This window comes from Kitasatospora sp. NPDC048365 (assembly GCF_043200835.1).
Lineage (GTDB): Bacteria > Actinomycetota > Actinomycetes > Streptomycetales > Streptomycetaceae > Kitasatospora > Kitasatospora terrestris.
On record NZ_JBICYJ010000085.1, the window covers coordinates 1 to 13,594 of the forward strand.

A 13,594-nucleotide genomic window follows, 5' to 3' on the forward strand; every position below is an offset into this window, starting at 1 on the left:
CGCGCGCCCGTCCAGCCGCTCCTCCCCCGCCCCCCCCCCCACCTCCCCCCCCCCCGCGGGGGGGGGGGCGGCGCCCCCGCCCCCCCCCCCCCCGCCCCCCCGCCGGGGGGGGCCCCCCCCCCCGGACCCTAGGCCCGCCCGGGGGCAGCGGGCCCGCGGCTACCCGGGCGCCGTGACGAGGCCGGATTCGTACGCGGTGATGACGAGGTGGACGCGGTCGCGGGCGCCGAGCTTGGTGAGCAGGCGCGAGACGTGCGACTTGGCGGTGGCCACCGTGATGTGCAGGTCCTGGGCGATCTCGGTGTTGGAGCGGCCCCGGCCGACCAGGGTGAGGACCTCGCGCTCGCGGTCGGTGATGCCTTCGACCGGGCGGGCGGCCGGGCCGGCGGGCGCGGGGGTGTCGCGGGTGACGAAGTCGGCGATGAGGCGGCGGGTCACGGTGGGGGCGAGCAGGGCCTCGCCCGCCGCGACGACGCGGACCGCGGCGAGGATGTCGTCCAGCGCCATGTCCTTGACCACGAAGCCGCTCGCCCCGGCGCGCAGCGAGCCGTAGACGTGGTCGTCCTCGTCGAAGGTGGTGAGCATCAGGACGCGGGCGCCCGCGGCCGGGTCGGCGGTGATCCGGCGGGTGGCCTCGATGCCGTCCATGCCGGGCATCCGGACGTCCATCACGACGACGTCGGGGGCGAGTTCGGCGGCCAGCCGGACGGCCTCGGCGCCGCCGCCCGCCTCGCCGACCACCTCCAGGTCGACCTCGTCGGCCATCAGCAGGCGCAGCCCGGAGCGGACCAGCGGCTGGTCGTCGACGAGCAGGATCCGGACGGTCATCGGGCCTCCACGGCTGTGCGGACGGGCAGCGGAAGGTGGGCGGCGACCCGGAAGCCGCCCTCGGGGCGGGGGCCGGCACTGAGCCGCCCGCCGAGCAGGGCGGCGCGTTCGCGCATGCCGATCAGCCCGAAGCCGGTGCTTCCCCCGTCGGCGGCGCCGCGCCCGTCGTCCACGATCTCCACCAGCAGTTCGGTGTCGCCGTGGTCGACGGTGACCCGGCAGCGCCCGGTGCCGGCGTGGCGGACCACGTTGGTGAGCGCCTCCTGGACGATCCGGTAGGCGGAGAGGTCGACCTCGGCGGGCAGCGGGCGCCGCTCTCCGGTGCGGCGCAGCTCGACGCGGACGCCCGCGTCGCCGGTGGCGGCGGCCAGCCGTTCGAGGTCGGCCAGGCCGGGGGTGGGGGAGAGCGAGGGGTCGTCGGCAGCGGCCTGACGCAGTGACACCAGGGTGCGGCGCAGCCCGGCGAGGGTCTCCCGGCTGGTGGTCTCGATGGTGCGCAGGGCCTCCGCGGCGTCGTCGGGCCGGGTGGCGATGATGCGGGCGCCGACACCGGCCTGGATCGCGATCACGCCGATGCTGTGGGCGACCAGGTCGTGCAACTCCCGGGCGATGCGCAGCCGTTCGGCGGAGACGGCCTCCGCCACCTCCTGCGCGCGCAGGGCCACCGCGTGCTCCCGGCGTTCGCGTCCCAGCAGCCCGGCGATCACGGCGGCGACGGTCGCGAGGACGGAGATCAGCAGGTTGACGGTCAGGTTGTCGCCGTGCGCGAACACCCCGATCACCAGCAGCTGGACGGAGCAGGACACGGCCGTGGCGACGGCCGCGGCCCGCCGGCCGCGGGTGGCGACGGTGAAGCCGAGGACCACGTCCGCCGCGAGGTAGGCCAGGAACTGGCCCTGGTACGCGGGGGCGGGGAGGCCGGCGTGCTCGGCGTTCGGGCGGGCCGCGACGACGGCGGTGGAGCCGAGCAGCGCGAGCGCCAGGGCGGCCGGCGGATTCCGGCGCAGCAGGCCGGCCAGCAGGCTCGCGGCCAGCAGCGCCCCGAGCCCGTGCACGGTGCCGGAGGCGCGCGGCGCGCCGCCGAACAGCAGCGTCACCGCGAGCAGGTACGCGGCGCCCCCGGCCCAGGCCGGGGCGGGGGAGCGGAGCGGGGCAGGAAGATCGTTCACGCGGCGAGAGTATCGGGCGGGCCGGACGGCGGCATCGGCCCGGGGACGTACACCCACGGTCGAAGGCGGGCCGGGCAACTGCCCTCCCGGGCCGGATGTGCGGCACCGCCCGGTCCCGGCAGGCTCGGTGCCGTGATCGAAGTCAGCGAACTCACCAAGAACTACGGCCACCGGACCGCCGTCGACCGGCTGTCCTTCACCGCGCAACCGGGCCGGGTCACCGGATTCCTCGGCCCCAACGGCGCCGGGAAGACCACCACCCTGCGCCTGCTCCTCGGCCTGGACGCCCCCACCTCCGGCACCTCCGCCGTCAACGGCGTCCCCTTCCACCGGCATCCGCGCGGACTGCGGCACATCGGCGCGCTGCTCGACGCCGGCCACGTCCACCGCGGCCGCAGTGCCCGCGCCCACCTGGCAGCCCTCGCCCGCAGCAACGGTCTCCCCAGCCGCCGGGTGGACGAGGTACTGGCCGAGGTCGGACTCGCCGAGGCGGCCGGCCGGCGGGTCGGCGGCTTCTCGCTCGGCATGCGGCAGCGCCTCGGCATCGCGGCCGCCCTGCTCGGCGACCCGCCGGTGCTGGTCTTCGACGAGCCGGTCAACGGTATGGACCCGGAGGGCGTGCGCTGGGCCCGCCGGCTCTTCCGCCGCCTGGCCGGCGAGGGTCGGACGGTCTTCCTCTCCAGCCACCTGATGGCGGAGATGGAGCACACCGCCGACGACCTGGTGGTCATCGGGCGGGGACGGCTGCTCGCCGCCGAGCCGCTCCGGGAGTTCGCCGCCCGGGCCGCCCGCGGCGAGGTGGAGGTGTCCACCCCGCAGGCCGCCGAACTCGCGGAACTCCTCACCGCCGCGGGCGGGGTGGTGGCCTCGGCGGTCGAAGGGCAGCTGGTGGTGTCCGGCCTGTCCGCGGACCGGGTCGGCGCGCTCGCCCACGAACACCGGATCCGGCTGGGCGGACTCACGGGCCGGACAGCCGGCCTGGAGACGGCCTTCATGGAACTCACCGCCGACAGCCTCGACTACCAGGCAGGAGCCACGCAGTGACCGCACGATTCGGCGACCTGGTCGCCGCCGAATGGATCAAGACCCGCTCACTGAGGTCGAGTTGGTGGACCGCCGGGCTCACGGTGCTGTTCGTGACGGGCTCGGCCGCGGCCGCCGCACTCTCCGACGAGGCGGTGGGGGACGGCGGGTTCCGCCCGTTCGACGCCTTCCCCGCCGCCGGGTACTGGACGCTGATGCTGATCGCCGCCGGGGTGGGGGCGCTCGGCGCGGTGGGCGAGTACAGCAGCGGACTGATCTGCGCGACGACGGTCGCCGTGCCGGCTCGGGGCTCGGTGGTGCTCGCCAAGGCGGCCGTCACCGCCGCGGTGTGGACGGTCGTCGGCACGGCCTGCGCGGCGGGCTCGTACCTGGCCGCGCGGGCGGTGCTGGGCGAGCGGCAGGCGGGAGTCTCGCTCGACGATCCCGGGGTGCTGCGGGCCCTGGCGGCGTCCGCGCTGCTCGCGCCGGTGTGCGCACTGGTCGGGCTGGGCCTGGGAGTTCTGATCCGGCACGGCGCGGCCAGCATCGGCGCGGGCGTGTTCGCGCTGCTGATGCTGCCCGCCATGCTCTCCGACGGCAACCGCTGGAGCGCCGACGTCAAGCACGCCCTGGTCGGCGCCGCCTGGAAGCGCCTGGTCGAGACCTGGGAACCGGACCCCCACTCGCTCGCCCACACCGCCACCGTTCCCGGCTCCTGGACCGTCTACCTGCTGTGGCCGCTCGTCGCGGTGGCGCTCGCCGTGCACACCGTGCGCCACCGCGACGTCTGAGCCGAGGTCAGCCGTCGAGTGGCAGGGAGCGGCTCTCGTCGAGGATCCCGTAACCCGCGCTGCCGTACAGCGACAGCGCCACGTGGTTGCCGCCGAACACGTTGAACAGCAGCGCCCGGTCGCCCGCCGCCACCACGGCCCGGTCGGCCAGCACCATCGCCGACCGGCCCAGCCCCCGGCCCCGCTGATCGGCCCGCACCGTCACCGAGTAGAGGAAGCTCACGCCCGGCAGATAGCCGTGGCGCAGCCAGATCGAGGCCACCGGCACCCCCTCGGACTCCACGGTCAGCACCGTGGTCTCCGGGGTGGCCAGCCCGTCCGGGAGGACGTCCAGGTAGTCCTGCTCGGCCTGCTTCCGCGCGTCCTCCGGCGTCTTCACGCCGGAACGGACGATGTCGGCGACGTACTGCTCCTTCTCCTCGGCCAGCCACGCCGGGAACTCGTCCTCGGTCATCGGGCGGACCAGGACCGCCGACGGCCCCTCGGGTGCCGAGGCGATCGCCTTGAACCGGCTCTGCGCACGGATCGGCAGGTCGGCGAAGGTCCCGTCCGGCTCGGCGAGGACCACCGACATGCGCTGCGCCGCGCGTTCGGCGCACCAGGCACGCGCCCAGTCGCGGGCGGCGCGGCGGTGCCCGCCGTCCGCGTCCAGCGCGGGGTCGGTCCACAGCTCGACGATCCGGCCGACCGGCGTGCCCTGCGGATGGACGATGCCCAGCACCAGCCGTCCGACCCGACGGCCGGCGGCGTCGTCGACCCCCACCGCCGTCCAGCCGTACTCCGGGTCCACCGACTGGTCGACCAGCGCCTCGGCGGCAGCGGCGGGTACGCCGAGCGCCAGGTGCGCATCGAGACGCCGACGGCGGTAGGCCGGGTACCAGTCGTCTCGGTCCGTGAGCGGTACGAAGTTTGTCATCCGCGCAGGATAGGCCCGGGGACCGGCCGTGCCTCAAGGGATTTCCCCACCCGAACTGCCCCCGTGCGCAAGGACGGTGGATCCGGGGTCCGGCCGCGGTGGCCCGGGCTCCGGGTCGGCCCGGGTCGGTCCGCGCGGCGTTCCGGCGACTACCGGAACTCGTGCACGACCTGGATCTCGCCGACGATGTGGGCGTTGAACTCGTCCAACTCCTCGGCGGGCACCCACAGTTCGAGGATCGTCCGGCCCCCGACCTGCTGGACGGGGTAGCGGCCCAGGAACTCGGTCTCGACCTCGAAGCGGGTCACGTACCCGATGCCGCTGTGCTTCACGTTCCAGTCCCGGGCGATCCTGATCGCGTAGTCCTCGTTGAGGACCGGGTAGAAGATCGGCTGCTCGGGCAGGCGGGGCGGCCAGGCACGCCAGTCCAACTGCCGGACCAGGTCCAGCTCCTGGGGACCGGTCGGTCGCCAGAGGGTCGTGGTCTGCGGCTGGCTGGTCATCGGGATCGCTCTCTGCGTTCGGGGAGCCGCCGGCGCGGCCCGTCGGAAGCCGGACGCTACCGGTCCGGGGCTTGCGAGGGCCACGGAGTTTCCTGACCGCCCGCATCTCCGGCCTCCGGTTCCCGCAGGCGCGGGCGGCTCAGGCGGAGTCGGGGCGGGTGCGGCGGGACCACTCCATCAGGCCCAGTCCGGCGAGCGCGATGCCTCCACCGAGGGGCCACAGCGCGGTCTCGTGGCCGGCGGCGGCCATGCCGTAGGTGCCGCCCGCGGCGAAGAGCAACTGTCCGGCCCCCCAGAGCCGGGGGGAGACCACCCCGGGCCACCACCGGGGCGCCCGACCCCGTACGACGGCCGGTACCGCAGTGCCGAGCGCGACGGCCCAGAGCACTCCGCTGCAGACCCACCCGAAAACGTTCATCGGCTGTCGAACCCCTCCCGCGCGGCGCTCCGTGCGCCGCAGGACACGGATCCTTCCACCCGCCGGCACCCCTCCCGCGCGCGGGGCCGGTCACGGCCGTGGCGCCGCTCCGGACGGGGCGTCAGAGCGCGGCGCTTTCGGACGCCTGACCGTGGTCGACGGCGGCAGTGGCGGCCAGCGTGGGGTAGTCGGTGTAGCCGGCCGACCCGCCCGTGTACATCAGGCCGTGGTCCCGTACCTGGTTGATCGGCGCCCCGATGCGCAGGCGTTCGACCAGGTCGGGGTTGGCGAGGAACGGACGGCCGAGCGAGATCAGGTCGGCTCCCGCGGCGAGGAGCCGCTCGGCCTGCCGCCTTCCGCCGTCGGCGGGCAGCGGCTTCCCCCACCCGAGGACCGGGTTGGCGATCAGCGTGCCCGGCCACGCCTTGCGGATCTCCTGGAAGAGCGGCTGGTCCGGATCCGCGAAGACCACGTGCAGATAGGCCGGTCCGAGGTCGGCGAGCGCGGCGACGAGCGCCGGGTAGATCTCCTCGGTGTCGCCCTCGTCGATGCCGTTGACGGTCAGTCCGGGCGCGATCCGCACCCCGACGCGTTCGGGGCCGATCGCGTCGGCGACCGCCCGGACCACCTCGACCGTGAACCGGATGCGCCGGGCCACCGAGCCGCCGTAGGCGTCGGTGCGCCGGTTGGTCCCCCGGGCCAGGAACTGGTGGAGCAGGTAGCCGTTGGCGGCGTGCACCTCGACCCCCTCGAAGCCCGCGTCGACGGCGTTGCGGGCAGCAGCCGCGAAGTCGGCGACGGTGGAGCGGATCTCGTCGAGTGTCATCTCGCGCGGTACGACGGCGTCCTGGGGGCCGGTCGGGGTGTGGACGGTCTCCGGCAGCGGGATCGGCGAGGGCGCGACCGGGGTGAGACCGCTGTTGTCGGGGTGTCCGACCCGGCCGCCGTGCTGCAACTGCAGGAACATCCGGCCGCCTTCGGCGCGCACGGCGTCGGTGACGCGCCGCCATCCCGCCACGTGCGCACCGGTGTGGATCGCCGTGATGTCGGGGTAGGTCTGTCCGACGGCGTTGGGCGTGGACGCCTCGGCGACGATCAGCCCGGCGGCGGCCCGTTGGGCGTAGTAGGTGGCCATGATCGGTTGTGGGACGCCGTCCGCGGAGGCGCGGTTGCGGGTCATGGGCGCCATCACCAGACGGTTCGGCAGGCGCAGGGCGCCGAGGGACGCGGGCTCGAAGAGGCGGGAGTCGACCGTTGTGTTCGTCATGCCGGAACGGTAGAACCTGACACAGGTGTGAGGTTCAAGTCCGGGAGGTGAGCGATGCGGATCGGCGAACTGGCCCGCCGCAGCGGGGTGAGCGAACGGTCGCTGCGCTACTACGAGGAGCAGGGGCTGCTGCGGGCCGAACGCACCCCCGGCGGCCAGCGCGAATTCGGCGAATGGGCAGTGGACCGGGTCATCCGCGTCCAAGCCCTGTACGCCGCAGGGCTGAACAGCAGGAAGATCGCGCAGCTGCTGCCGTGCCTGCGCGACACCGACGGCAGCCCGAGCGAGATCGCCACCGCACAGCTGGTCGACGAGCTCACCGCGGAACGGGACCGCATCGACCGGCTGATCGGCGACCTGTTCCGCTCCCGCGAGGTCCTGGACGAGGTCATCAGCACTGCGCGGGAGAACCTGGACGGCCTCGCCCGGTGACGGAGAGCACCGGCGGATGCCTGAAGGGAACCGGTCAGCGGTCGGCCAGCCGGCGCGAGGTGAGGTGGACCTCCTCCAGCTGTGCGGTGGTGAGGCGGCGCGCCTCCCGGACGACGGCGGCCACGTCGGCGGCCCGTGGGTGGAGCGGCGGCAGATCGTCCGGAAGATCGATGCCGCCGAGCGCCGCAAGGTCGCGGGCGGGAATTCCCAGCAGGCCTGCGAAGCCTGCGACCAGCTCGGGGGTCACTGCGCCCGGGTCACGGCCGATTCCGGCGACCGTGGACGCCGCCAGGTAGATCCGCCCGTCGGTCACCGCGTACAGGGCCTTGGCCGTGCACATCACGCGGAGATTCCGGTTGTGCGCGAGCTCAAGGAGCACCGTGCCGAAGCCCGGTTCGTACCGGTGGCCCGGCCAGTCGCTCCCGCCCCGTCCCGCCCGCGGTACGAGGGGCTGTGCCCGGATCGCGTCCAGCAGCAGGCGCCGGTTCTCCGCAGGCATGACCATGGTGTTGTAGACGACGCGGCTGACCGACCAGCGCGGATTCCGGGTGACCGGGGTCAGGTCGTCCGGTACCGGCTGCCCGGCCAGGACGAAGAGGTCGGCGGCGTGCAGATCGAGCACCGGGCCGACAGTCCTGAGCAGCCGGTCGGTGGGTGGCCGGCCGTCGAGCACGGCCGCCAGCGCCTCCCGGTCGAGGTGCGCCGCCGTCGAGACCGCGGATGGGTCGAGGTTCCGGTGCCCCATCAGTCGTGCCAGCAGCGCGCCGAACCCCAGTACTCCTGTCATCCCGTCAGCGTATCGACCTGCGCGGAGGCCGCCCCGGGGCCTGCCCGCGCTCCGAGTCCCCGGACCTCCAGGAGGGCGTGGCGGCATGCCCACGCCAGTCCGGCGTCCCGACTTGGCGGGCCCCGCGCGTGCGGCTATACGCTGGAGGGGAATCCCAGCGCCCGCCGATGCTCCTCCCCGAGCAGTTCGACCGCAGCGGCCCGACGGTGGTTCGGTGGGCGGTCCGTCCCGCGGCGGTCGTCGTGAGGGAGACCGGTTTCCATGGACCTCAACACCATCACCGAGGTCGTCCGGCGTCCGTCCGACCGGCCCGGTCCGGACTGGCGCGAGGGCGATGCCTGGCTCGCGGGCGGCACCTTCCTGTTCTCGACCGAGCAGCCGGAGCTGCGCCGCCTGGTCGACCTGACGTCCTTGGGCTGGGCCCCGCTGGTCGCGGACGGGAGCGGCCTGGAGATCGGCGCGACCTGCACGATCCGCGACCTGTACGCGTTCGAGCCGCCACGGGAGTGGACCGCGGGGCCGCTGATCGCCACTGCTTGCGAGGCGTTCCTGTCCTCGTTCAAGGTGTGGAACGCGGCGACCGTCGGCGGCAACGTCTGCCTCTCGCTGCCCGCCGGGCCGATGATCACCCTCACGGTCGCCCTGGAGGCCGGGTACGAGCTGTGGGCGCCCGACGGGTCGACCCGGGTCGTCGACGCCCTCGAGTTCGTCACCGGCAACAACCGCAACATCCTCGGACCGGGCGAGCTCTTGCGGCGGATCCGGATCCCGACCGGTGCGCTGCGCAAACGGGCGGTGCACCGCCGCTTCGAGCTGACCCGGCTCGGCCGGTCGACGGTGTTCCTGATCGGCACCCAGACGCCCGGCCGGAACGACCTGTTGCTGACCGTCACCGCCGGGACCACCCGGCCGATCCGGATCGCCTTCGACTCCATGCCGGACGCGCGGACGCTCCAGCACAGCATCGACGTGATCCCCGCCGACGTCTGGTTCGCCGATCCCAACGGGACGCCGGAGCACCGGCGCCACCTCACCAAGCACTTCACCGAAGAGATCCGTCACGAACTCGTCGCGGGGAGCCCGGCATGACCTTCATCGTGAACGGCCGGAGCTTCGACGAGGAGCCGCGACCCGGCCAGTGCCTGCGCACTTTCCTCCGCTCGCTCGGCACCTTCGGCGTCAAGAAGGGCTGCGACGCGGGCGACTGCGGCGCGTGCACGGTGTGGTTGGACGGGCAGCCGGTGCACAGCTGCATCACCCCGGCGTTCCGCGCGGACGGCCGCGAGGTGACGACGGTCGAAGGGCTCGGTTCGCCCGGTGACCTGCACCCGGTGCAGCGGCAGTTCCGGGATGCCCCGGGGTTCCAGTGCGGCTTCTGCACCGCCGGGATGATCATGACGTCCGCGGCGCTCACCGAGGACCAGAAGGACGACCTGCCGCGGGCGTTGAAGGGCAACCTGTGCCGCTGCACCGGCTACCGGGCGATCGAGGACGCCGTCCGCGGCCGGGCCGGCATCGAATCGGCCGCTCCCGGGAGGGCCGTGGGGACGAGCGTCGGCGCACCGGCGGCCGAGGACGTGGTGACCGGCCGCGCCGAGTTCACCATGGACACCCACCTGGAGGGCATGCTGCACCTCAAGGTGCTGCACTCGCCGCACGCCCACGCCCGGATCCGCTCGATCGACAAGCGCGCCGCGCTCGACGTGCCCGGCGTGCGCCGCGTCTACACCTGGGAGGACGTGCCGCGACGGCGCTTCACCACCGCGATCCACACCGACCACCTGGTCGACCCGGACGACACCTTCATTCTCGACCGCACGGTCCGCTTCGTCGGGCAGCGCGTGGTCGCCGTCCTGGCCGACACGGTCGCGGCGGCGGAGGAGGGCTGCCGGAAGGTCGTGGTCGACTACGAGGTGCTGCCGGCGGTGTTCGACCCCGAGCAGGCGATGGCCGACGGCGCGCCGCAACTGCACGGCACCGACGACCCGTTCGTCCGGGACCCGGTCCACAACATCCTGCTGGAGATCCACTCGCACATCGGCGACGTCGACGCCGGCTTCGCCGAGGCCGACGTCGTCCACGAGGGCACGTACACCTCGCCGCGGGTGCAGCACGCCCACCTGGAGACGCACGGCTCGATCGCCTGGATGCAGGACGGCCGCCTCAACGTGCGCACCAGCTCGCAGTCGCCGTCGATCGCCAAGGTCAAACTCGCCTACCTGTTCGCCCTGCGGCCGGACCAGCTACGGGTGTTCTGCGAACGGGTCGGCGGCGGCTTCGGCGGCAAGCAGGAGGTGATCTCCGAGGACCTGGTCGCCCTCGCCGCGCTCGACACCGGCTCGCCGGTCTGCCTGGAGTACACCCGCGAGGAGGAGTTCACCACCGCCTCGCCCCGGCACCCGATGGCCCTCACCGTGCGGCTCGGCGCCAAGGCGGACGGGACGCTCACCGCCCTGCAGATCCGCAACGTCTCCAACACCGGCGCCTACGGCAACCACGGCGGCGAGACGCTGTACGCGGGCGGCGCGGCCGTCATGATCTACCGCTGCCCCAACAAGAAGTACGACGCGTTCGCCGTCTACACCAACACCGTGCCCAGCGGCGCGCTGCGCGGCTACGGCATGACCCAGCCCGCCTTCGCCGTCGAATCCGCCATGGACGAACTGGCCCGCGCCCTCCACCTCGACCCGCTCGAACTGCGCCGCCGCAACATCGTCCGGCCCGGCGATCCGCTCGTCGCCCTGCACGACGGACCCGACGACGTGCTCTTCACCGAGGACGGACTCGGCAAGTGCATCGACCTGGTGGACGAAGCGATGGCCCGCGCCGCACACCAGCCGCCCCCCGGGCCCGACTGGCTGGTCGGAACCGGCGTGGCCTCCTCCCTGCACGAGACCGCGCCCCCCACCGACCACATCTCGGAGGCCTGGGTCACCCTCGGCGACGACCTCGTCTACGAACTGGCGGTCGGCACCGTCGAGTTCGGCGAGGGCACGTCGACCGCGCACGTCCAGATCGCCGCCACCCAGCTCGGCACCACCCCGGGGCGGATCCGCCTCGTCCAGTCCGACACCGACCGCACCGGCTTCGACACCGGCGCCTTCGCCAGCGCCGGACTCTTCGTCGCCGGCAACGCCGTCCTGCGCGCCGCCAACGCCGTGCGCGACCGGATCCTGGAGTTCGCCGCCGCCCACACCGGCGTCCACGTGGTGATGTGCTCGATGGACGACGACGGCGTCCGCTGCGGCGAGGAGCGCGTCCCGCTCGCCGACCTCGTCGCCCTCGCCCGCGACCGCGGCATCCGCTTCACCGCCGCCCGCAAGGCCTACGGCTCACCGCGCAGCGTCACCTCCAACACCCAGGGGTTCCGGATCGCCGTGCACCGCGTCACCGGCGAGATCCGCATCCTGCACAGCGTGCAGGCCACCGACGCCGGCGACGTCATCAACCCCGCCCAGGTCCGCGGACAGGTCGAGGGCGGCGTCGCCCAGGGCATCGGCTTCGCCCTCACCGAGAACCACCAGCTCGACGCGGACGGCGCCATGGTCAACCCCAACCTCCGCAACTACCGCATCCCCACCTACGCCGACATCCCCCGCACCGAGGTGCTCCTGGTGCCCTCCTCCGACTCGGTCGGGCCGATGCGCTCCAAGGGCATGGCCGAATGCTGCATCAACCCGGTGTCCGCGGCCCTCGCCAACGCCCTCCACGACGCCACCGGCGTCCGCTACCGCGCCCTGCCGCTCACCCCGGAACGGATCTACGGCCCGCTGAACGCCACCGCACCGGTCCCGTCCAGGGCGGCCGGACCGCAATGAACACCGTGCAGCCCCTGGACGGGGACGCCGCCACCGCCATCCTCGGACTCAAGGTCCGCCCCGGCCTGGAGGAGGAGTACCGGGCCTGGCAGAAGGCCGTCAACACCGCGGCCGCCGACTACGCCGGCTACCTCGGCGCCGAAGTCTCCCCGCCGACCCCCCTGCAGCCCGACTGGCTCGTCATCTACCGGTTCGACTCCATCGCCCACCTCCAGGCCTGGATCAACAGCGCGACCCGGCAGAACCTGCTCGACATCGGCAACCGCTACTTCGACGGCCCCGGCACCCAACAGGTCGTCCGCGGCGGCCGGCAGGCCCCCGACCCGCTCGTCACCGTTGTCGTCGCCCACCGCGTCGACCCCGACCACGTCGACGACTTCCTCGACTGGCAACAGCGGATGAGCGAGGAGGAACGGACCTTCGCCGGCTTCCGCGGCACCGAACTCTTCCGCCCGATCCACGGCCTCCAGGACGAATGGACCACCCTCTACCGCTTCGACAGCGCCGAACACCTCGACGCCTGGCTGACCTCCGGCACCCGCCGCCGGATCCTCGAAGAGGGCGAGAAGTTCAACGAGTTCAAGCTCCGCACGATCGACAACTCCTTCGGCAGCTGGTTCGCCTTCGAGGAGAACGGCAGGGAAGCCCCACCACCCGCGGCGAGCAAGACCGCCATCGCCGTCTGGGTCGGCCTCTACCCGACCGTCGTCCTGCTCACCCTCGCCCTGGCCCCGCTGAAGATGCCGCTCTGGATCGGCCTGCTCATCGGCAACCTGCTGTCGAGCTTCATCATGAGCTTCCTGACCATGCCCTACTACGTGAACCCCCTCCTCGGGCGCTGGCTCCGCCCCACCCCCGACGAACCCGCGGCCCGCACCAACCGCATCGGCCTCGCCATCGTCGCCGGCGTCACCGCCGTCTGGGCCGCCGCCTTCTTCCTCATCACCAGGGACATCTGGCACCTGCCCTGACCGGGGGTCGTGACAGGGTGGGACCGTGGCGACGATCGAGACGACAGATACAAGTGCGGGTGCGGCTGTAGGCCCGTCGGACGACGGGCGCCTCTACGCCTATCGGATCCGCGGGACCGGACGCAGTGCCGTGGTGCTGTGGATCGGCGGCGAGGGCGACGAACCCGATCGGGTGGTGACGCTGCCGGACACCGGGCGCCGGCAGGTACCGGTGTTCGTGACGGCCCGGCAGGCGCGGGCGTACGCGAGCCGCCGGGGGCGGACGCTGGCCACTCCCGACGCCGACACGCTGGAGCTCGCCCACGTCCAGCGCTGGCTGGCCGACCCGGTGCGCCGGCAGGTCCCACCGGGTGCCGTGCTGGGTGCCTGGAACTTCTTCGAGGACCTGGCCCGGGGACTCGACGCGGAGCACCGGCTGCCCCGGCAGGGGGCCGTGCACGACGGCGCCTACGAGAAGCTGTTCGGCAGCGAGTGCGCGGCGTGGACGCCCGACGAGCGGCACGCGGTCATCGAACTGATCACGGCCGGGGTGGAGCTGTGGGACTCCTGCCCCGTGGTCGTCAGGCCGCGCTCGCGCCGCTAGGGTCCGTCTTCAAACCCCCGCCTGCGGGCCGCCGCCGGGGCACGCACCTCGACGGCTTCTCCTCAGTCGCCGATGCTCCGCATGGACT

Annotated in this window: 14 protein-coding genes; 7 read left to right on the plus strand and 7 right to left on the minus strand. The window is 73.5% G+C overall.

Annotated elements, in window-relative coordinates; translation table 11 throughout:
- Nucleotides 1–159: 159 nt before the first annotated feature.
- Nucleotides 160–828, minus strand: a complete 669-nt coding sequence (locus tag ACGFX4_RS40575) for a response regulator (protein ID WP_393086114.1) — start codon at nucleotides 826–828, stop codon at nucleotides 160–162.
- Entirely contained in the window at nucleotides 825–1,997 is a 1,173-nt protein-coding gene (locus tag ACGFX4_RS40580) for a sensor histidine kinase (RefSeq protein WP_393086116.1), read from the minus strand. The genes ACGFX4_RS40575 and ACGFX4_RS40580 overlap by 4 nt, the downstream gene beginning before the upstream one ends.
- A 132-nt stretch (nucleotides 1,998–2,129) precedes the next feature.
- Here ACGFX4_RS40580 and ACGFX4_RS40585 point away from each other — a divergent pair, with 132 nt between their 5' ends.
- Both ACGFX4_RS40585 and ACGFX4_RS40590 read left to right on the plus strand, forming a co-directional pair.
- Complete coding sequence (locus ACGFX4_RS40585; RefSeq protein WP_393086118.1) at nucleotides 2,130–3,041, plus strand: ATP-binding cassette domain-containing protein; 912 nt, start codon at nucleotides 2,130–2,132, stop codon at nucleotides 3,039–3,041.
- On the plus strand, nucleotides 3,038–3,811 hold the full coding sequence (locus tag ACGFX4_RS40590; RefSeq protein WP_393086120.1) for an ABC transporter permease: 774 nt from the start codon (nucleotides 3,038–3,040) through the stop codon (nucleotides 3,809–3,811). Before ACGFX4_RS40585 ends, ACGFX4_RS40590 begins: the two co-directional genes overlap by 4 nt.
- A 7-nt stretch (nucleotides 3,812–3,818) precedes the next feature.
- Here the strand turns inward: ACGFX4_RS40590 and ACGFX4_RS40595 are convergent, their stop codons facing one another.
- The 4 genes from ACGFX4_RS40595 to ACGFX4_RS40610 form a co-directional block, all read right to left on the minus strand.
- Nucleotides 3,819–4,727 (minus strand): GNAT family N-acetyltransferase, encoded by a 909-nt coding sequence (locus ACGFX4_RS40595; protein ID WP_393086122.1) that lies wholly within the window; start codon nucleotides 4,725–4,727, stop codon nucleotides 3,819–3,821.
- Between the two features lie 149 nt (nucleotides 4,728–4,876).
- A complete protein-coding gene (locus ACGFX4_RS40600) occupies nucleotides 4,877–5,230 on the minus strand; it encodes a hypothetical protein (protein WP_393086124.1) in 354 nt (117 codons plus the stop codon).
- 139 nt (nucleotides 5,231–5,369) lie between these two features.
- Nucleotides 5,370–5,648 (minus strand): hypothetical protein, encoded by a 279-nt coding sequence (locus ACGFX4_RS40605; protein ID WP_393086126.1) that lies wholly within the window; start codon nucleotides 5,646–5,648, stop codon nucleotides 5,370–5,372.
- Between the two features lie 121 nt (nucleotides 5,649–5,769).
- A complete protein-coding gene (locus tag ACGFX4_RS40610) occupies nucleotides 5,770–6,915 on the minus strand; it encodes an alkene reductase (protein ID WP_393086128.1) in 1,146 nt (381 codons plus the stop codon).
- 54 nt (nucleotides 6,916–6,969) lie between these two features.
- Between ACGFX4_RS40610 and ACGFX4_RS40615 the strand changes: the two genes are divergently transcribed.
- Nucleotides 6,970–7,347: a MerR family transcriptional regulator gene (locus ACGFX4_RS40615; protein WP_393086130.1), complete on the plus strand. Its 378-nt coding sequence runs from the start codon at nucleotides 6,970–6,972 to the stop codon at nucleotides 7,345–7,347.
- Nucleotides 7,348–7,381: 34 nt separating this feature from the next.
- On the opposite strand, the gene ACGFX4_RS40620 is transcribed toward ACGFX4_RS40615, so the two are convergent.
- Complete coding sequence (locus ACGFX4_RS40620) at nucleotides 7,382–8,134, minus strand: hypothetical protein (RefSeq protein ID WP_393086132.1); 753 nt, start codon at nucleotides 8,132–8,134, stop codon at nucleotides 7,382–7,384.
- Between the two features lie 261 nt (nucleotides 8,135–8,395).
- Here ACGFX4_RS40620 and ACGFX4_RS40625 point away from each other — a divergent pair, with 261 nt between their 5' ends.
- The 4 genes from ACGFX4_RS40625 to ACGFX4_RS40640 are packed head-to-tail and all read left to right on the plus strand — an operon-like array spanning nucleotide 8,396 to nucleotide 13,506.
- On the plus strand, nucleotides 8,396–9,223 hold the full coding sequence (locus ACGFX4_RS40625) for an FAD binding domain-containing protein (protein ID WP_393086134.1): 828 nt from the start codon (nucleotides 8,396–8,398) through the stop codon (nucleotides 9,221–9,223).
- Nucleotides 9,220–11,952 carry a molybdopterin-dependent oxidoreductase gene (locus ACGFX4_RS40630; protein WP_393086136.1) on the plus strand — a complete coding sequence of 911 codons (2,733 nt, stop codon included), beginning with the start codon at nucleotides 9,220–9,222 and terminating at the stop codon, nucleotides 11,950–11,952. The genes ACGFX4_RS40625 and ACGFX4_RS40630 overlap by 4 nt, the downstream gene beginning before the upstream one ends.
- Nucleotides 11,949–12,923, plus strand: a complete 975-nt coding sequence (locus ACGFX4_RS40635) for an antibiotic biosynthesis monooxygenase (protein ID WP_393086138.1) — start codon at nucleotides 11,949–11,951, stop codon at nucleotides 12,921–12,923. Before ACGFX4_RS40630 ends, ACGFX4_RS40635 begins: the two co-directional genes overlap by 4 nt.
- A gap of 25 nt (nucleotides 12,924–12,948) precedes the next feature.
- Nucleotides 12,949–13,506, plus strand: a complete 558-nt coding sequence (locus tag ACGFX4_RS40640) for a hypothetical protein (RefSeq protein ID WP_393086140.1) — start codon at nucleotides 12,949–12,951, stop codon at nucleotides 13,504–13,506.
- Nucleotides 13,507–13,594: the final 88 nt, after the last annotated feature.

Excerpts from the sequence above, each read along its gene's own strand:
- ACGFX4_RS40605 (WP_393086126.1), bottom strand. The coding sequence starts at position 5,648 with ATGAACGTTTTCGGGTGGGTCTGCAGCGGAGTGCTCTGGGCCGTCGCG.
- ACGFX4_RS40600 (WP_393086124.1), bottom strand. The coding sequence starts at position 5,230 with ATGACCAGCCAGCCGCAGACCACGACCCTCTGGCGACCGACCGGTCCC.
- ACGFX4_RS40610 (WP_393086128.1), bottom strand. The coding sequence starts at position 6,915 with ATGACGAACACAACGGTCGACTCCCGCCTCTTCGAGCCCGCGTCCCTC.
- ACGFX4_RS40630 (WP_393086136.1), top strand. The coding sequence starts at position 9,220 with ATGACCTTCATCGTGAACGGCCGGAGCTTCGACGAGGAGCCGCGACCC.
- ACGFX4_RS40615 (WP_393086130.1), top strand. The coding sequence starts at position 6,970 with ATGCGGATCGGCGAACTGGCCCGCCGCAGCGGGGTGAGCGAACGGTCG.
- ACGFX4_RS40595 (WP_393086122.1), bottom strand. The coding sequence starts at position 4,727 with ATGACAAACTTCGTACCGCTCACGGACCGAGACGACTGGTACCCGGCC.
- ACGFX4_RS40635 (WP_393086138.1), top strand. The coding sequence starts at position 11,949 with ATGAACACCGTGCAGCCCCTGGACGGGGACGCCGCCACCGCCATCCTC.
- ACGFX4_RS40620 (WP_393086132.1), bottom strand. The coding sequence starts at position 8,134 with ATGACAGGAGTACTGGGGTTCGGCGCGCTGCTGGCACGACTGATGGGG.
- ACGFX4_RS40625 (WP_393086134.1), top strand. The coding sequence starts at position 8,396 with ATGGACCTCAACACCATCACCGAGGTCGTCCGGCGTCCGTCCGACCGG.
- ACGFX4_RS40575 (WP_393086114.1), bottom strand. The coding sequence starts at position 828 with ATGACCGTCCGGATCCTGCTCGTCGACGACCAGCCGCTGGTCCGCTCC.